The following is a 17,764-nucleotide window of genomic DNA, read 5'->3' as shown; positions in this document are numbered from 1 at the left end:
GAGTCAGGTGGATCACTGGGCCTTTTCGGCGGCCAGTTCTTCCAGGTCGATGTAGCGGTTGCCGATGCGCGGATGCAGGCGCCCGCCGTTGGCACAGCCCAGGACCACGACGATTTCGTCGGCGCGCGGCGCGTCCTCGATCTGCATTTCCAACGTGACGTAATGGGAGCGCAGGCCTTCGTCGTCCTTGTGCATCATCGGAATCTGGATCGAGGTGCCGGGCCCGCCACGCTTGTTGGTGAAGCTCAGGTAGCTCTTGGCTTGCACCGCCTCGCGGTAGTGGTTGCCGAAACGCAGGGTATGGATCACGGCCGAAGCGTGCTCGATCTCGCCATCGGCCCCGACCACCGCAGCCTTGCCGTAAGCCTCGATCTTGTCGGCACCACCGATGCTGGCCACCAGACGCTCGACCATCAAAGCCCCGAGGTCCGAGCAGTTGGCCTTGATCTCCGGCTTCAAGTCATCCACGAAGCCGCGGCCCAACCAGGGATTCTTGATGACGACCGCGAGGCCGACCATGGTCACCGGAGTGTCGGTGGCCTTGCCGCCTTCGATGCGGGTCTCTTCGGAGTAGGTGACGATTTTGCGGATCTCGAAGCTCATGCCTGTTTCCTTCTTGGAGGGTATGTATCTGGTATTATGGTATACCAAGAACAGGCTTCGGCAAGCGTTTTTTATCGACGGGCGCTATAGCCCTGTAGCAGCGACGCAGGCCGCGTCCAGCTTTACCGCGATCCTGCAATTACACCGCATATACCGCGGACGCGGCTTGCGCCGCTGCTACAGGGGGGCGCGGTGTTGTAGATATGAATGCTTGCGTTGTTGCAGGATTTGCACAGATCCATGGGTATCATGCCCCCTCACTGACGAGGGTATCCATGTTCGATTGGGAAGATCTGAGGCACTTTGCGGCCTTCGTGCGTGCCGGCTCGCTGGCGTCGGCGGCCAAGGCGCTGGCGGTGGACCATGCCACCGTGGCCCGGCGCATTGCTTCACTGGAAACCGCGCTCAACCTCAAGCTGGTCGACCGTCGGTCTCGCGCCTACGTACTGACGCACCAGGGGCTGCGGATTGCCGAGTTCGCCGAGCAGATGAGCGCTTCTTCGTTCGCCCTGGAGCATTACGCCGGTGCCGACCAGCCGGACGTGCAGGGCGAAGTGGTGCTGTCGGCGCCGCCGGTGTTGCTGGGCAGCCTGATCGCGCCCCATGCCGGTGCCTTGCTGACGCAGCACCCGGCGCTGTCGCTGCGTTTGGTGGGCACCAAGTCGCGGACCTCGCTGGCGCGCCGGGAGGCGGACGTGGCGGTCAGCCTGGCGCGGCCGCTGGAGTCGACTTTGGTGGCCAGTCTGCTCGGGCACCTGGACTATGCGCTGTACGCCAGCCCTGCTTACCTGGCACAGGCAGCGAAGCCGCGCTTCATCGGCTACGACGCTTCGCAAGCCAAATCCCTCCAGCATCGCTGGTTGGTGGAACAGGCCAAGGGGGGCGAGTTCGTGCTGTGCAGCAATGACCTGCGCGTGCAGGCACTGGCCGCCGCTGGCGCGGCGGGTATCGTCTGCCTGCCGGCGTTCATCGCTGCCGAACATGCCCTGCAACGGGTCGATCCGGAGGCGGACACCCTGAACATCGAAGTCTGGATGGCGTTCCATGAAGACGTGCGCGCTACGCCACGCATCCAGGCGGTCAGCGAATTCGTGCGCACCTGCATGGCCGTGCTGCCGCGCTTGTGAATTTCTGCATAGCTCAGGTGCGCCGCCTGGGGGTTATGTCGGTGGGCGGTGGGCGCTAAGGTAACGGGCATCGGATCGGCATGTCGCGCGGTCCACCGCAGGAGCCACTCCATGAAATACGTCAAGCTGGGCAACACCGGCCTGGATATCTCCCGCCTGTGCCTGGGCTGCATGACCTTCGGCGAACCCGATGCCGGTACTCACCCCTGGACCCTGGGCGAAGACGCCAGCCGCCCGATCATCAAGCATGCGGTGGAGCAGGGCATCAACTTCTTCGACACGGCCAACAGCTACTCGGCCGGCACGTCCGAAGTCATCGTCGGCAAGCTGCTCAAGGAGTTCACCCGTCGCGAAGAAACCGTGATCGCCACCAAGGTGTTCTTCCCGGCCAACATGTGGGAGGGTTCGAACAAGCCCAACGAGCAGGGCCTGTCGCGCAAGGCGATCATGGCCAGCATCGATGCCAGCCTGCAGCGGCTGGGCACCGACTACGTCGACCTGTACCAGATCCACCGCTGGGACTACCACACGCCGATCGAAGAGACGATGGAAGCGCTGCATGACGTGGTCAAGGCCGGCAAGGCGCGCTACATAGGCGCTTCGTCGATGTACGCCTGGCAGTTCGCCAAGGCCCAGCAGGTCGCGGCCAGTCATGGCTGGAGCCGCTTCGTCTCGATGCAGAACTACCTCAACCTGATCTACCGCGAAGAAGAACGCGAGATGATTCCGCTGTGCCTGGACCAGGGCGTGGGCCTCATGCCCTGGAGCCCGATGGCGCGCGGCAGGCTGACCCGCCCGCACGGCGTGCAGACCGAGCGCACCCGTACCGACATTTCCGGGCAGTCGTTCTATGCCGCCACCGAGGCCGAGGATGGCAAGGTCATCGACGTGGTCGAGCAGATTGCCCAGGAACGTGGCGTGCCCATGGCCCAGGTAGCGCTGGCCTGGGTGTTGAACAAGCCCGGCGTGTCGGCGCCGATCGTCGGTGCCTCCAAGGCCGCGCAGTTGGACGATGCCCTGGCTGCACTGCAGCTGTCGTTGACCGAAGAAGAAACGGCGCGCCTGGAAAAGCCCTATGTACCGCACGCGGTGACTGGTTTTTCCTGAACCGCAGAGGCACAGGTGGGTCGCCGCGGCACCCGTGCGGATGCTATGGTTGCTGCGCGATCCACTGCCTGAGTTGAACATGACCGAGCCATTTCCCTTTTCCCGAGAGGGCATGAGCGAGCAAGTACGCTGCCACGACTGGGCAGCGACCCCACTGGGACCGATCCACAGTTGGCCAGCAGCCCTGCGCATCGCTGTCGACATGTTGCTGGCGTCGCGCTTTCCCGGCTGTCTGGCCTGGGGTCCCGAACGCATCATGCTGTACAACGATGCGTTCGCACCTTTGCTGACGGGCAAGCCGCCAGCGCTCGGGGTACCGATACACATCGTCTGGAGCGAGGTGTGGGACGAGATCGAGCCGATCATGGACCGTGCCTTTGAAGGCGAAGCGACCTTCATCGAAAACTTTCCCCTGGTCATCGATCGCAACGGCAGGGCCGAGCAGGCGTACTTCACGTTCTGCTACAGCCCGGTGCGCGACGAGCATGGCACTATCGTCGGTATGCTCGATACGGTCATCGAAACCACGGCGACTCTGCAGGCCAGGGAAAAGGCCGAGCAGGCCGCCGAGGATTTCGAACGCGAAGCCATGGCACGTACGGCCGAGCGCAACCGATTCTGGGACCTGTCGTCCGACATCATGCTGGTGACCAGCCGCAAGCTGGAGGTCAGGGCCATCAACCCTGCTTGGTCGCGGGTACTGGGCTGGGATGCCGAAGAGCTGCTGGGCCGGCATGCGGTCGACCTGATTCACCCCGACGATCACGATGCCGTGGCCGTTGCGATGGTGCCGCTGTACCGCGGTGAACGCCTGCATGATATGACCTGCCGAGTGCGGCACCGCGATGGCAGCTATCGCTGGATCGCCTGGGCCGCCGTGCCCACGGACAACGCGTTCCACTCCGTGGGCCGCGATGTGACCGAGGAGCGCGAGCGCGCCGTGATGCTGCAGCAGGTCGAAGAGCAGCTGCGCCACAGTCTCAAGATGGAAGCGGTCGGGCAGTTGACCGGCGGCCTGGCCCACGACTTCAACAACCTGCTGACCGGCATCAGTGCCAGCCTGGAGCTGCTTCGCCAGCGTGTCGAACAGGGCCGCACCACTGAGCTCAAGCGGTACATCGACGCTGCATTGGGTGCATCGGCCCGGGCCGCGACGCTGACCCACCGACTGCTGGCCTTCTCCCGGCGTCAGACCCTGGCACCACGTGCCGTCGAGCCACCGGTGCTGATCGCCGACCTCGAAGACCTGATTCGCCAGACCCTGGGCCCGAGCATCGAATTCAGCGCCCAGAGCGATGACGATGTGTGGTGGGTGCGCGTGGACGCCAACCAGTTGGAAAGCGCGTTGCTCAACCTGTGCATCAACGCCCGCGACGCGATGCCGGACGGCGGCAGTCTGTGGCTGCGCGCTCGCAATCACCACCAGTTCGCTCGGGCGCGCACCGAGAACGATCTGCAGCCGGGTCAGTACGTGTGCCTGAGCGTGACCGACAGTGGCACTGGCATGGACCCGCAGACCGTGGCGCGGGTCTTCGATCCGTTCTTCACCACCAAGCCGCTGGGGCAGGGCACAGGGCTGGGCCTGTCGATGGTCTACGGCTTCGTGCGCCAGTCCGGCGGGCAGATCCGCATCGATTCCACGCCCGGACAGGGCACGGCCATGCACCTGTTCCTGCCGCGGCATGAGGGCGAAGTGGTCGCGCCATTGCCGCTGCCCAGCGACTCGCCGATGGACACCGAAGCCACCGGTGAAACCATCGTGCTGATCGATGACGAGGGCACGCTGCGGCAGATGGTTGGCGAAGCGTTGCGCGAAAAAGGTTATCGCGTGCTGGAAGCGGCGAATGGCGTGGAAGGTCTATCGCTGGTGCAGGGCGGGGTCAAGGCGGACCTGCTGATCACCGACATCGGCCTGCCCGGTGGGCTCGACGGCCGCCAGGTGGCGGACGCCGCCTGGTCGCTCGAACCCTATCTGAAAGTGCTGTTCATCACCGGTTACGCGGATCAGAAGGTGGACGCCGAGAGCTTGTCCACCGCCGCTTCCCAAGTGCTGACCAAGCCCTTCACCCTGGATCACCTGACCTCCACCGTGCGCTCGATGTTGGCCAGGCGCATCTAGACCGGACTAGCTGGCGCCGGTGCCTGCATCCGCTTCACGGTGCTTTTCGATGGTGCGCGTGCGCTTTTCCAGCACCAGGTACACCACGCAGGCAATCGCCAGGGGCAACAGGAAATACAGCGCACGGTAGGCGATCAATGCCGCCAGCAGCGCACCCTTGGAGTACTGGCCCTGCAACAAGGTGATGAAGATGGTTTCCAGCACACCCAAGCCCGCAGGAATGTGCGTGATGACCCCGGCGATGCTGCTGATCAGCAGGATCGCCAGAATGGTCGGGTAGCCCACTTTATCCGGCAGCAGCGACCACACCAGCAGACCCATCAAGCTCCAGTTCAACGCACCCAGGCAGGCCTGGGTCAGCGCCATTTTGAACGAGGGCAGAAGGATCTCCTGCTTGCGAATGGTCCAGGTGCGCTTCTTCGAGAAGCGGCAGGCCGCCAGATACGCGAGCCCCAGCAGGATGATCACCACACCGATGATCTGCAGCCCGGTGCTGCCGATCTTGAAGCCCTCGGGGAGCGCCGGCAGGCCCATGGCGAACAGCGTACCGGCGACGAACAGGTAGCCCAGCCAGTTGGTGATCAGGCACAGGCTCACGATCTTGGTGATGGCCGTGGCGTCCAGGCCCAGCTTGGAGTACAGCCGGTAACGCAAGGCGATCCCACCCACCCACGAGCCCAGGTTGAGATTGAACGCGTAGCAGACGAATGCCAGTGGCAGCACCTGCCGATTGGGCACGTCGTGGCCGATGTATCGCTTGGCCAGCACGTCGTAACTGGCGAACGTCAGATAGCTTGCCGCGACGATACCGGCGCCGATCAGCAAGGTGCTCAACTTGTAGGAGCTCAGCGCATGCTTGACCTCCTGCCAGTCGAGGTTCTTGACCAGCATGAACACCAGTACCGGGACCAGGATGAAACACAACACGGTCATGCCGCGCTTGGCCCACACCCACTTGCTGGATTTCGGCGAAGCCTTCGGCGCGCTCGGCGATGAGGTCGTCATACCGTCTCCTTGCGATCCAGCACTGGGGCCTGGCAATGCTGCGGTTCGACATCGATCAGCGGCACCAGCTTGGGCGAGTGCGCCGGGATGAAACCCACCATCGCCGGGAAATGCCGCAGGAAGTGGAAGGTGAGGAAGATGATCGGCGCCCGCCACCAGTAGCCGCGCAGCACGCGTTGCAGGCTGATCGACTTGCAGGTGCTGCGCGCCAGTTCCTCCAGGTGATCGTGCAGGCGCTCGTTGAAGCGGCGGTCCTTGATGATCAGGTTGCCCTCGAGGTTCAGCGACAGACTCAACGGATCGAGGTTGCTGGAACCCACGGTCGACCATTCCCGGTCGATCACCGCGACCTTGCCATGCAACGGCCGCTGGCAGTATTCGCGGATGACCACGCCGTCCCGCAGCAGGTAGTTGTAGAGCAGCCGCGAGCACAGGCGCACCAGCGGCATGTCCGGCATGCCCTGTAGAATCAGCGTCACGTCCACGCCGCGGCGGGCCGCGTTGCGCAGTTCGCGCAGGAAGCGGTAGCCGGGGAAGAAATAGGCGTTGGCAATGATGATTCGTTCGCGTGCGCCCCGAATGGCCTTGAGGTACTGCTCTTCGATATCGGTGGTGTGCTGGTCGTTGTCGCGGATACTCAGCATCAGCCGCGCACTGGCGCTGTCGGCGTCCGGCGACGGACTGCGCGAGCGCCATGGCGCGCGGCTGCGCACGACCTTGCTGGTGCGATCGAGCAGGGCCAGCGTGGCACGGTGCAGATCCGCCACGATGGGGCCACGCACGCGCACCGCGTAATCCTGCTTGGCCATCGGCTCGCCGGAGTCGGCCAGGTGGTCGGAGCTGTAGTTGATGCCGCCGACGAAGCCGATTTCGCCGTCGATCACGGCGATCTTGCGGTGCAGGCGACGGAACAGGTTGGTCCGCACGCCCATCACCCGCGGCTGCGGATCGAAGGCCAGCAACTGCACACCGGCGTCGGCCAATTCGCGCAGGAACTGGGTGCTCAGCTCGGCCGTGCCATAGCCGTCCACCAGCACTTCCACGCGCACGCCGCGTTGCGCCGCTTCGATCAGCACCCGTTGCAGATTCTTGCCCACTTCGTCCTCGTAGAGGATGAAGGTTTCGATCAACACTTCTTCACGGGCCTGGCCAATGGCCTCGAAGACCGCCGGAAAGAACTCCTCGCCATTGATCAGCAGCTGGATTTCGTTGTTGTCACGCCATTGCTCGCTCATAGGCGAACCTCCACTGCGAGGGGCACATGATCGGAAAGATGGGACCAGGGTTTGCGCGACAGCACCTTGGGCATGTGGGCCGTCGCGTTGCGAATGTAGATACGGTCGAGCCTGAGCAGCGGCAGCCGTGCCGGGAACGTCTTGGCCGCGCTGCCGAAGGCTTCGACGAACACTTCGGTCATGTGGCAGCCGGCCAGGGCTTCATCGGCGCGCACGCGCCAGTCGTTGAAATCGCCGGCAACGATGACGGCTGCGGTGGGGTCGAGGCTGTCGAGCAACCGGCACAACAATGTCAGCTGCTGCTGGCGCTGGCTCTCACGCAGCCCCAGGTGCACGCAGATGGTGTGCACTTCGCCGTGCCCGGGCACGTCGAGAACCGAATGCAGCAGACCACGTTCCTCGGTTCCGGTGACGCTGACGTCGAGGTTCTCGTGGCGCACGATGGGGAATTTCGACAGCAGCGCATTGCCGTGATCGCCATCGGGGTACACCGCATTGCGGCCGTAGGCGTACACCGGCCACATGCTGTCGGCCAGGAACTCGTATTGGGGAACGTCCGACCAGTTGTCGTAGCGCTGGCCATGGGAGCGATGCATCCCGAGCACTTCCTGCAGGAACACGACATCGGCGCCCAGCGTCCGCACGGCCTCGCGCAACTCGGGCAGCACGAAGCGCCGGTTCAGCGGGCTGAAGCCCTTGTGGGTATTCACCGTCAGAATATGCAGGGAGGTTACCGCCACAGCGTCCTGGGGTAACGGCTGAGGATTGGGGGTGGTCATTCTGAAGCTCCTGAGGGGACGACAGGGGCACTTTGGCCCATATGGTCCGACTCGGAAGCGATTGTGAAGGTTCAACGGTGCCCTTATCGTCGCTGGCGATAAAGGCACACCAGATGTTTCCTGCGGCGGCCGCTATCTGAGCAGGTTGCCTCTGGACGTTTCTCGCAAGGTCAGGATGGCCAGCAGCGCACACACTGCCGCGCCTGCCATGAAGTAGCCCGGTACCAGCAGATTGCCGGTCCGGGTGATGATCGAGGTCACCACATAGGGTGTGATCCCGCCTCCCAGGATCGCACCCAGGTTGATGCTGATCGCCATTGCCGTGTAGCGCACGCGAGTCGGAAATTGCTCGGCGTAGGTGGGGTAACCCACCGATTGCACGATCGGCATGGGCAGGGTGGCGACAAACATCGCCAGCGCCGCGATCCACAGGCTGCCACTGTCCATCAGCATCATCATCGGCACCACCAGCACGGCATAGCCGACGAAGCCGATGGCCAAGGCTTTGCGCCGACCAATACGGTCCGACAATCCGCCCCAGAACGGCATCATGGCCGCCATGCACAGGCTGATCACTGCAATCACCCAGTAGACCTTGGACTTGTCGAAATGCAGGTAGGTGGTCAGGTAGATGTTCATGAACACCATGCCGATGAAATAGCCGGCATTCTGCGCAGAGGCGAACACGATGACCCGCAACAGCGCCGGCAGATTCTTGCCGAACACTTCCTTGATCGGCGCAACCGGTGGCTTGTCCTTGGCCAGGAACGCCTTGAACTCCGGGGTCTCCTCGACGTTGTGGCGCATATGGAACGAAAAGATCACCAGCGGGATGGACAGAAAGAACGGAATGCGCCAGCCCCAGGCCTGCAACTGCTCGGCGCTGAGCAGCCCGGTGGTGATACCGCAGACAATCGCCCCCAGCGCCCCGCCGACGGCGACCCCCAGCGGGGTGAACGCGCCGAAGAAACCACGCCGGCCGTTGGGCGAAGACTCCGCCACGAACGCCGCAGCGCCCACCACTTCGCCGCCGGCGAAGAAACCTTGGGACAAGCGCAACAGCACCAGCAACACAGGCGCGGCGAGGCCGATCTGCGCGGTGGTGGGCAGCACCCCAATCAGCGCCGTAGCGGTGCCCATGCCGATCACGGTGCTGAGCAGCACCCGACGTCGTCCAATACGATCGGCCAGACGACCCAGCAGTACGCCACCGATCGGGCGTATAACGAAGGCGATGCCGAACACCGCCAGGGTGGCGAGCAGGGCCGCCGCCGGATTGTCACCGGGAAAGAACAGGGGCGCGATGATGGTTGCCATATAGCCATAGATGCTGAACTCGTAATATTCCACCGCAGTGCCAGTCGCCGAAGCCATGGCTGCACGCTTGGCAACCACGGCTGAATGCCCTGAGCCCTGGGTGACGCTTGCCTCGACGTCAGTGCGCCGCATTGGGGTACTTTCAGAAAGAACACCGGACATGAATACCTCCCGCTTTGGCTCAAGGCCAGGAAATTGGATGGCAGAAAGTGCTGCCTGAAAAGGCGTAACAAAAACCGGCAGTGCACCGTCCATCCGCGCACTGCGTGCGGATGCCCTGATGCCTTTGTTCGAAGCGCAACGTCCTTACTGCGAAGCCACTGCGGCAGCTGCAAGAGGAGGTTGGCAAATGAATCGGGGAAGAGGAGGCCTGGGTGCGCCGTCGCTCTGCTGGCGACGGTCGCTTGCGTAACGGATTACTTGGCGAACAGCTGACTCATATCCTTGAACGCCTTGAACTCCAGCGCGTTGCCGCACGGGTCGAAGAGGAACATGGTGGCCTGTTCACCCACCTGGCCTTGGAAACGGATATAGGGTTCGATGACGAACTGGGTACCGCGTGCCTTCAGGCGTTCGGCCAATGCTTCCCACTGCGCCCACTCCAGAATGATGCCGAAGTGCGGGACCGGTACATCGTGACCGTCCACGGGATTGCTGTGCACGCTTTCCTGGGAAGCCGTCTTCGGGTGCTCGTGGATAACCAGTTGATGGCCGTAGAAATCGAAGTCGACCCACTGCGCACTTGAGCGGCCTTCGGAGAGGCCGAACACTTCACCGTAGAAATGACGTGTGGCCGCCAGGTCGTAGACAGGTATTGCGAGATGAAAAGGAGAAAGGCTCACGGTGGTTTCCTATGGCTTTGTTTTGATCTAAAGCCATTCTTGTCCGTGAATGCGTGAGATAAAAGCGTAAATCCTGTGTTCTGAGCACGTAAAATTTCGATTGATTCTGCATTCGATCAGGATTTTGCACCATGATTGTTCATACTGCCCCACAGCGGTTCAATCTTCGGCTGTAAACGCTGCATCGTTATCCCACATCACCGGCCTCCAGAACGCAGCTTCTGAAGATGTTGAAAAGTGCCGAGTGCTTTTGCCGGTACTTCGACACCAATACGATCTCCCGGAAAAACGTCAGCTCCTGCAGCTCCAGCACCCTTACGTCTGCCGAATGCTCCAGCCACAGACCTGCCCTGGGCACCAACGAGACACCCAGCCCGCTGCGGACCATTTTGACAATGGCGTCCAGCTCGTCCAGCTCCAGTGCCTGCCGCACATGGAGCTTCTGTTCCTTGAGAAACTGGGTGACCAGGCGCCCTCCGAACGAGCCGCGGTCATACCGGACAAAAGGCTGTTGCGCCAGGATCGCCAGCGGGTCGTCGCCTGGGACGTTCTTCGCCGCGATCAGCACGAAGGCCTCGCGCGCGATGACTTCGGCATGCAGGTCCTTGGGCAGCGCAAACGGCGGCTTGATCATGATGGCCAGGTCCAACTCGCCTGCGTCCACCTGGCTGAGCAGGTTCAACGACACACCCGGCACGAGGTGGGTTTCGATGAAAGGCGCCTGCTTTCTCAACGCCACCAACGCCTGCGGCAGGATCCCGGTCTGCACCGTGCCGATGGCGCCAATGCGCAGCGAGCCGTGGAAATCATTGCCACTGTCCGCCGCGCCCATACGCTCGAAAAGCCGCAGAATTTCTTCGGCCAGCGGAATGGCCCGCTGCCCGGCGGCATTGATGGTCGCCGCGCGCCCGGTCCGATCGAACAGCCTGACACCCAGGGTCTGCTCAAGACTCTTGATCTGCGCGCTGACCGCCGACTGCGTCAGCCCCACCTGCTGCCCGGCCGCCGCGAAGGTGCCCCGTTGCGCAACGCAGATGAATGTCTTGAGTTCTCGGATCATGAGGTGCCTTGGAGAGTTGTGGGTAGTGCAAAGCTTCTGTCACAGACTGAACAACCGAAGCATCATTCTCAAAACTCAAGCCTCATCAAATCTGTTATGTTGTGTCTTAATGGTCGATATAGAAAATAGGCCACAAAGTATTGGATTTAGCGCTGGCCAGTCCAGATTGTTAACGTAGCGATTGCGTCTGTACAGCACAGGCTAGGTACAAACCATGTTGGAATTGAGCTTCAGCAAACCCGATGAGATCGTCAAGCGTCTTTGCGATCGATTGCGCACTGAGCGCTTGGCGGTGAACATGACCCAAGCCGAGTTGGCGGGGCGTGCCGGTATCGGCGCCAATACCGTGTCCAACCTTGAAGCAGGGCGCAATGTCGGCTTCGAGAACGTGGTAAGGGTAGCGATGGCCCTTGGCAGAACCCGAGAGCTCGAGGGCCTATTCCTGCCCAAGCTGGACAGCATCGAAGACATTCGCCGCTATGAAAACAGCGCCAAACGTGTTCGTTCAACGAGGAAAGCCGGCAATGCCTGAGCAGGTAGATGTGTTCTACGAAGGCTGGGGCGAGCGCTGGAAGTGGGGCACACTGGTGTCCACGACTGCCCTGACGGGGCGTCCGCTGATCGTATTCGAGTACAGCAACGAAGCCAGACAAAGAGGTTTGGAGCTGTCGTCCTACACACTGCCGTTACAGGGCGCTCTGTTGCGCCAGGACTTTCCGGAGCACCAGTTGCACCTGCCAGGTCCCGTCTATGACGCGTTGCCGGACGGGTGGGGCATGTTGCTGATGGACCGCATGTTCAGGCGTCGAGGGCTCAGCACGGCGCGTATTGGCCCGTTGCAGCGGCTTGCCTACATCGGCAATAACGCCATGGGCGCGATGACGTTCGAACCGAGGGTCCCGGAAGGACAAGCGTCTGACGTTCACATTCCATTGGAACAGCTCGCTGCAGGCGTCCAGGAAGTGCTTCAAGGAGACGGTGGCGAATTCCTGCAGACGTTGCTGCTGGTTGGTGGCTCACCGCAAGGCGCCAGGCCAAAGGCGCTGGTGTATCGCAACCCCGCAACAGGCGGATTTACTACAGCGGCCACACCGGGTTTCGAAGCCTGGTTGGTCAAGTTCCCTGCCAAGGAAGAGCATGCTGAAGTCTGCGCGGTCGAAATGATCTACGCCGAATGCTTGCGCATGTGTGGCATCCAGACCCCAGATACACAGTACGTCAGTTTGCCCAATGGCCTCGCGGCCTTCGCCAGCAAGCGATTTGACCGCCGTGATGGCTTGCGTATACCCATGCAGAGCCTTGCGGCTTTCACCGGGGCCGATTATCGATCGCCGGGAGTGTTGGACTACGTCAATTTCTTGCGGGCCACCCGGATGTGTACCAACGACGTGCGAGCAATGGCAACGGCCTTCGAGCGTGCGGTCTTCAATGTCGCGCTCAACAACCGGGACGATCATCCCAAGAACTTTGCCTACATCATGACGCAAGAGGGTCAGTGGGAACTGTCGCCAGCCTATGACGTAACATTCTGCGAAGGACCAGGCGGTTATCACCAGATGGATGTGATGGGTGAAGCGCTGTCGATCTCTCGCGCGCAAATGCTGCGGCTCGCTCAAGAGGCTGAAATATCTCCCGACGATGCAGGCAGAATGATCGACCGTATCTGTGGTGTGGCCAGTAGGGTTGCAACCCTTGCCGAGGATTTGTATCCAGGCGTTATCACTCGAGACACTTTGCGGATGATTCAGCATCGCATCGATGAGAACGTTGGTCGGTTACAGGATGGTCCTACGCATCCCTGAAAGCGTGATATCGCGAGGGCGCTCGCCTGCGTGATCGCCAGCGGTACTTTCATTATCGGCTGATACAGCCAACGGCTCAGGAGCCAAGTCCAATGGTCAACGTCTCGCAGGCACCGCTGATTCTTATCACGGGAGGAAGTCGTGGGGTGGGTGCGGCAACCGCCCGGCTGGCCGCGGCCAGAGGTTATGACGTGGCTATCAGCTATGTGGCCAACGAGTCCGCAGCGCTGGCCGTGGCTGCGGACGTGGAAGCGTTGGGGCGCAAGGCGCTGGCAGTGCGAGCGGATAGTGCGGATCCCCAGCAGGTGGCCGAGTTGTTCGCCGCCATTGATCGCACATTCGGACGCATCGACGTACTGGTCAATAACGCGGGCGTGCTGGCGCCTCAGTCGCGCCTGGAGGACTTGGGTTACGAGCGGATGCAGCGCATCTTTGCCGTCAATGCCATCGGGCCAATACTCTGTGCGCAACAGGCAGTGAAGCGCATGTCCACCCGCCACAATGGTCCGGGCGGCGTGGTGATCAACGTCTCTTCGGCCTCGGCCCGCCTTGGTAGCCCGAACGAGTACGTCGACTACGCAGCGTCCAAGGGTGCCTTGGAGACCTTCACCATCGGCTTTGCAAAGGAGGTGGCTCGGGAAGGCATACGCGTCAACTGCATTCGCCCCGGACATATCTACACCGAAATGCACGCCAGTGGCGGTGAGCCGGGACGGGTCGATCGTGTCAAGGACTCGATCCCCATGGGGCGGGGCGGTCAGCCGGAGGAAGTGGCACGCGCGATTCTGTGGCTGGCCAGCGAGGAGGCATCGTTCGTTACCGGTACATTCCTCGACGTCACGGGCGGCAAGTGAGTCAGGGGTATGGATTCTAAGGAACGGCAGGCTGCCTCGCCTTGCGGCTCAAACCCGGTGTCTTGCCCGTGATGCGCTTGAATGCACGGCTGAAGGCGGCCTGTGAGGTATAGCCCAGACGCTGCGCCACTTCTTCGATCGGCAGCCGTTCCAGTGTCAGCCACTGGGTCGCGAGCCGCATTCGCAGTTCGGTGACATAGCGCAGCGGGGACATGCCGATCGTCACTTGAAAGCGGTCTGCGAACACTGAACGTGAGGTATGGCAGTGCTCTGCCAGTTGCGCAACCGTCCAGTCGCGGCCCGGTTGTTGATGCAGCGCAAGCAGTGCGCCAGCCAGGCGTGGATCGCGCAAGGCGGCGACGAGGCCAGAAGCGTTCCCGCAGGCGCACTCCACCCAGCCGCGAACGATCATGGCGGCCACCACATCGGCCAGCCGCGCAAGAATACCGGCGAAGCCCACGCGTGCAGCGCTGACCTCGCGCTCCATGGTAGTCAGGATAGGCACCAGCCCGGGGTAGCGCTGGCCACCGGCATCGATCAGCATCAGTCCCGGCATCAGCTGGCCGAGGCCATGGATACTGCCCAGCTCGAACTCCATACAACCACTGAACAGCAGGGTACTGGGCGTGGGGCTGGCATCGGCTCCGATATCCACGGCGCTGACGGTATCCCCGAGGGCGGCTCCGTTTAAACGGTCAATGTCCTGAACTGGCACGTCGGGGTGGGAAAGCAGTTCATGGGCCGCGCCATGGGAGATGAACACAGCGTTGCCGGCAGACAGCTCATAGGTGGTGCCATCCTCCATATGCAGCACTGCAGTCCCGACGGCCAAAAAGTGGAACCAGGCGTGCCCTGGTTTTGCCGCGAAACCCAGACCGAAGCGTGGACCTGCGTTGATACGCCGGTAGTCGACGCCGCGCAGACGCATGCCCTGCAACAACTCGTTGATAAGATCCGAGGACAGCGCGAACTGTTCTACCGACATGGTTCAGGTGCTTTGGTCAAAAATGAGGGGTTTTGGATCATAGATCATCCAGCTTCCGGCGCCTAGACTGCGGCTCGCAATGAAAATTGGGAGATCCGAGTAATGACCGACTGTGTATGCAATGCCCCATCCGACCCTCATGCTGGCGACAGCGCGAACGAGGCACCTGCGACCCCCGCGTGGATGGCCGTCTTCTCACTGGCAATGGGCGTCTTCGGATTACTGACCGCAGAGTATCTTCCAGCCAGTCTGCTCACGCTGATGGCGACTGACCTGGGCGTCTCCGAAGCGCTGGCTGGTCAGGCGGTAACCGTGACCGCTGTGGTGGCGCTGTTCGCCGGTTTACTGGTGCCTGGCCTGACCCGCAGCATCGACCGGCGTTGGGTGTTGTTGGGATTCTCCACGCTGATGGTCGCCTCCAATCTGCTGGTTGCCGTGTCCTCCAGCTTCGCCGTGCTGCTGCTGATGCGCATCCTGCTGGGTATCGCCCTTGGCGGATTCTGGAGCATGGCGGCGGCGGTAGCGATGCGCCTGGTGCCGAGCGCGTTGTTGCCCCGGGCGCTGTCGATCATTTTCAGCGGCATTGCCATCGGTACGGTCGTTGCAGTGCCGATGGGCAGCTATCTGGGCGGACTGTATGGCTGGCGCAGCGCATTCTTTGCAGCGGCGGCGGTCGGCATCGTGACCCTGGCGTTCCAGTCGTTCACGCTGCCCCGGCTTGCGCCACGCCGGCCGGCACGCCTGCGTACGGTACTCGAGGTGCTGCTGCGTCCGGGCATCGCCATGGGAATGTTCGGTTGCGTGCTGGTCCACAGCGGCCACTTTGCCATGTTCACCTATGTCCGGCCCTTCCTTGAAGGGACCACCGGCATCGGCGCGCAAAGGCTGTCGCTGATGCTGCTGGGTTTCGGTGTGGCGAACTTCGCCGGCACGCTGCTGGCCGGGAAACTACTGGAGCGCCATCCGTTGGCCACGCTCGTATCGATGCCCGCGCTGGTCGGTGTCGCAGCACTGGCATTGGTGCTGTTGCCGGCCTCGGTGCCGGGGCAGGCCGTACTGGTGGCGATCTGGGGCCTGGCCTTCGGCGGCGTACCGGTGGCGTGGTCGAACTGGGTGGCCAACGCAGTGCCAGACCAGGCGGAAAGTGCTGGAGGCATGGTGGTGGCATCGGTGCAGTCCGCCATCGCCACTGGGGCGGCTGCCGGGGGAGCGATGTTCAGCCTTGGTGGGAGCGCGGGTGTGTTCGTTGCGGCGGGTGTGCTGATGTTGCTGGCGGCGTTGTTGATTGCGGTGAGGGTGCGGGTTTCTTCTGGGTGTGGGGTTGGTCAGCCTAAGCCGGCGGTGCATCTGTGATTTGGTGCCGTCAAATCGAGTTGATGCGGCACGTCATCGTTGTGAATGGATCTTTGTGGGCTATTTGAAGCCAGTGAGGTCAGCTCGAAGGTTTGCTTTACGATGCTTACAGACTATCCCGATCCACAAAAAACATCTGAATCCGCGGCCTCAACCAGCGCTCCCCCGGATCATTATTCTGCGACCTGCGCCAAGCCAGATGCAGCACCGACAGGCCCGGCGATGCCACCCATTGGTTGGCGTCTTGATGCCTCCCAGATCGCAGCATTGGCTGCGTATCTGGCTTGATGGGGGGGCGTTTAAATGTCCATCCAGAGTAGCGATTTCTTCTCATCGTCCATTTCGTACTTACGCACGAAATCCAGTTTTCCGTCTTCTTGAATGCGGAAAATTGCCAGATTCGAACGGATCTTCCTCAGCGAGTCACCATCCTTGACCCAGACGGTCTTTTGATTCGCCACAACCAGCAGTTTGCCCGATGGATCGACCTTCATAGTCCGGCCTTCGATACCTTCGGCGTCGATGATCTGGATCAGTTTAGGTTCACCTGTTGCCGGGTCAATCGAGAAAACCACTATGTTGTTCTCGCCACCTGCACTAACTTGCTTGCCATCCTGCTCAATCGTCGCGTCTGCCCGGTTTGTTACGTATAGAAATTTTCCGTTGTGATTGATCTGAATGACGCCACCTCGTTGGCGCGGCGTTTCAAGATTGGCTTTATCTTGAAGGGTATCAACATGAAAGGCGGGCCTTGTAGCCAAGGTGCCGTTGCTTTCCAGTGGATACATGTAGAGCTTGCTGCCGCGCTCCATGGATACGTAAACCCATGGCTGGCTAGGGTGGTAGGCCAAATGGCGTGGGCCGACGCCAGGATCGATGGCCGAGGTCATCAGCTTTGATAGCCGACCCTCGTCGTCGATGTTGAATGTGTTGATGCTACCCGGCTGATCGGGCACTTGCCCCACTGCGTCATTACCGCGTGCTAGCGCAACTACCGTCTTGTCACCCGGCGTGAACGTCACCTGATGGGTAAATATGCCCGCTTCGGGTACCTGATTCTGGGCAACAGCAGGGCTGACGCTACCGTCGTCTTTAATAGGGTGGACACTCAATGTGGCTGACTGGTTGTAGGCGACGACAGCGAAGTGGTTTTGATGATCCAACCCCAGGTTGATAGGCCGTTCCGGTAGCGCGATGGCGGCTCCGAATTGCTTGAGCTCGCCGGTCCCTGTATCGATTTTGTAGCTGTTCAGAACATGGGTGTCCCCCTTGGCTCCGAGAGTGCCACTCCCAGCGTTGCTGGAGACCACATAGAGAATATCGCCCGCATTATTTTTGACTGCGAACTGCACATTGGCGGGTGCGGAGATTTCACTCAGGTAGGTGAGCGAAGCATTGTCTGGATCAATGCTGTAGCCCAGGATCCTCTCCCCCAGGCTTGCGTACAGCAGTTCTGTCTGATGAGGTCGTGGTGATACTGGCTTGTTTGCGGCGAGAGCTACAGCGGATAAAACAGCAGCGAGAAACAAGGCGCTGAATGTTGTCTTCATGATGGCTTCTGCGGTGGCGGAATAGT

General features: G+C 61.6%; 16 protein-coding genes and 1 pseudogene. 7 read left to right on the top strand and 10 right to left on the bottom strand.

Features of this window, described 5'->3' with window-relative positions:
* Positions 1-12: 12 nt before the first annotated feature.
* Positions 13-603: an amino acid synthesis family protein gene (locus QMX89_RS11405; RefSeq protein WP_043190191.1), complete on the bottom strand. Its 591-nt coding sequence runs from the start codon at positions 601-603 to the stop codon at positions 13-15.
* Positions 604-878: 275 nt separating this feature from the next.
* On the opposite strand from QMX89_RS11405, the gene QMX89_RS11400 reads away from it, so the two are divergent.
* The 3 genes from QMX89_RS11400 (at position 879) to QMX89_RS11390 (ending at position 4,956) form a co-directional block, all read left to right on the top strand.
* Positions 879-1,730, top strand: a complete 852-nt coding sequence (locus tag QMX89_RS11400) for a LysR family transcriptional regulator (RefSeq protein WP_192066083.1) — start codon at positions 879-881, stop codon at positions 1,728-1,730.
* Positions 1,731-1,841: 111 nt separating this feature from the next.
* Complete coding sequence (locus QMX89_RS11395; RefSeq protein ID WP_049860071.1) at positions 1,842-2,837, top strand: aldo/keto reductase; 996 nt, start codon at positions 1,842-1,844, stop codon at positions 2,835-2,837.
* Positions 2,838-2,916: 79 nt separating this feature from the next.
* Complete coding sequence (locus tag QMX89_RS11390; protein ID WP_282348234.1) at positions 2,917-4,956, top strand: PAS domain-containing sensor histidine kinase; 2,040 nt, start codon at positions 2,917-2,919, stop codon at positions 4,954-4,956.
* Positions 4,957-4,962: 6 nt separating this feature from the next.
* Here QMX89_RS11390 and QMX89_RS11385 read toward each other — a convergent pair whose 3' ends face one another.
* The 6 genes from QMX89_RS11385 to QMX89_RS11360 all read right to left on the bottom strand — a co-directional run bounded on the left by QMX89_RS11385 (position 4,963) and on the right by QMX89_RS11360 (position 11,194).
* A complete protein-coding gene (locus QMX89_RS11385; protein ID WP_090357776.1) occupies positions 4,963-5,961 on the bottom strand; it encodes a lysylphosphatidylglycerol synthase domain-containing protein in 999 nt (332 codons plus the stop codon).
* Entirely contained in the window at positions 5,958-7,196 is a 1,239-nt protein-coding gene (clsB, locus tag QMX89_RS11380; protein WP_049860073.1) for a cardiolipin synthase ClsB, read from the bottom strand. Before clsB ends, QMX89_RS11385 begins: the two co-directional genes overlap by 4 nt.
* The gene (locus tag QMX89_RS11375) at positions 7,193-7,975 is read right to left on the bottom strand and encodes an endonuclease/exonuclease/phosphatase family protein (RefSeq protein WP_122742023.1); all 783 of its coding nucleotides are present in this window, start codon (positions 7,973-7,975) and stop codon (positions 7,193-7,195) included. The genes clsB and QMX89_RS11375 overlap by 4 nt, the downstream gene beginning before the upstream one ends.
* A 132-nt stretch (positions 7,976-8,107) precedes the next feature.
* A complete protein-coding gene (locus QMX89_RS11370) occupies positions 8,108-9,424 on the bottom strand; it encodes an MFS transporter (protein WP_282348233.1) in 1,317 nt (438 codons plus the stop codon).
* Positions 9,425-9,708: 284 nt separating this feature from the next.
* Entirely contained in the window at positions 9,709-10,134 is a 426-nt protein-coding gene (locus QMX89_RS11365) for a VOC family protein (RefSeq protein WP_043190159.1), read from the bottom strand.
* A 187-nt stretch (positions 10,135-10,321) separates the two neighbouring features.
* Positions 10,322-11,194: a LysR family transcriptional regulator gene (locus QMX89_RS11360; RefSeq protein WP_122742025.1), complete on the bottom strand. Its 873-nt coding sequence runs from the start codon at positions 11,192-11,194 to the stop codon at positions 10,322-10,324.
* 214 nt (positions 11,195-11,408) lie between these two features.
* Here QMX89_RS11360 and QMX89_RS11355 point away from each other — a divergent pair, with 214 nt between their 5' ends.
* From QMX89_RS11355 to QMX89_RS11345, 3 genes are all read left to right on the top strand, one after another.
* Positions 11,409-11,726, top strand: coding sequence for a helix-turn-helix transcriptional regulator (locus QMX89_RS11355; RefSeq protein WP_282348231.1), 318 nt, complete (start codon positions 11,409-11,411; stop codon positions 11,724-11,726).
* On the top strand, positions 11,719-12,996 hold the full coding sequence (locus tag QMX89_RS11350) for a type II toxin-antitoxin system HipA family toxin (protein ID WP_282348229.1): 1,278 nt from the start codon (positions 11,719-11,721) through the stop codon (positions 12,994-12,996). Before QMX89_RS11355 ends, QMX89_RS11350 begins: the two co-directional genes overlap by 8 nt.
* Before the next feature lie 92 nt (positions 12,997-13,088).
* A complete protein-coding gene (locus QMX89_RS11345; RefSeq protein ID WP_282348228.1) occupies positions 13,089-13,850 on the top strand; it encodes an SDR family oxidoreductase in 762 nt (253 codons plus the stop codon).
* A gap of 16 nt (positions 13,851-13,866) precedes the next feature.
* On the opposite strand, the gene QMX89_RS11340 is transcribed toward QMX89_RS11345, so the two are convergent.
* Complete coding sequence (locus QMX89_RS11340) at positions 13,867-14,835, bottom strand: AraC family transcriptional regulator (RefSeq protein WP_282348227.1); 969 nt, start codon at positions 14,833-14,835, stop codon at positions 13,867-13,869.
* A gap of 102 nt (positions 14,836-14,937) precedes the next feature.
* Between QMX89_RS11340 and QMX89_RS11335 the strand changes: the two genes are divergently transcribed.
* On the top strand, positions 14,938-16,188 hold the full coding sequence (locus QMX89_RS11335; protein ID WP_282348226.1) for an MFS transporter: 1,251 nt from the start codon (positions 14,938-14,940) through the stop codon (positions 16,186-16,188).
* Between the two features lie 106 nt (positions 16,189-16,294).
* Here QMX89_RS11335 and QMX89_RS11330 read toward each other — a convergent pair.
* Both QMX89_RS11330 and QMX89_RS11325 read right to left on the bottom strand, forming a co-directional pair.
* Positions 16,295-16,393, bottom strand: a pseudogene (locus QMX89_RS11330) (LysR family transcriptional regulator); the annotation flags it as partial.
* Positions 16,394-16,487: 94 nt separating this feature from the next.
* Positions 16,488-17,738: a beta-propeller fold lactonase family protein gene (locus QMX89_RS11325; RefSeq protein WP_282348225.1), complete on the bottom strand. Its 1,251-nt coding sequence runs from the start codon at positions 17,736-17,738 to the stop codon at positions 16,488-16,490.
* Positions 17,739-17,764: the final 26 nt, after the last annotated feature.

Origin of the sequence: Pseudomonas sp. PS01301 (assembly GCF_029960215.1) — a bacterium.
Taxonomy (GTDB): Bacteria; Pseudomonadota; Gammaproteobacteria; order Pseudomonadales; family Pseudomonadaceae; genus Aquipseudomonas; species Aquipseudomonas coleopterorum.
The sequence above is the reverse complement of the archived record's forward strand: the minus strand, read 5'-3'. Positions and strand labels throughout refer to the sequence as shown.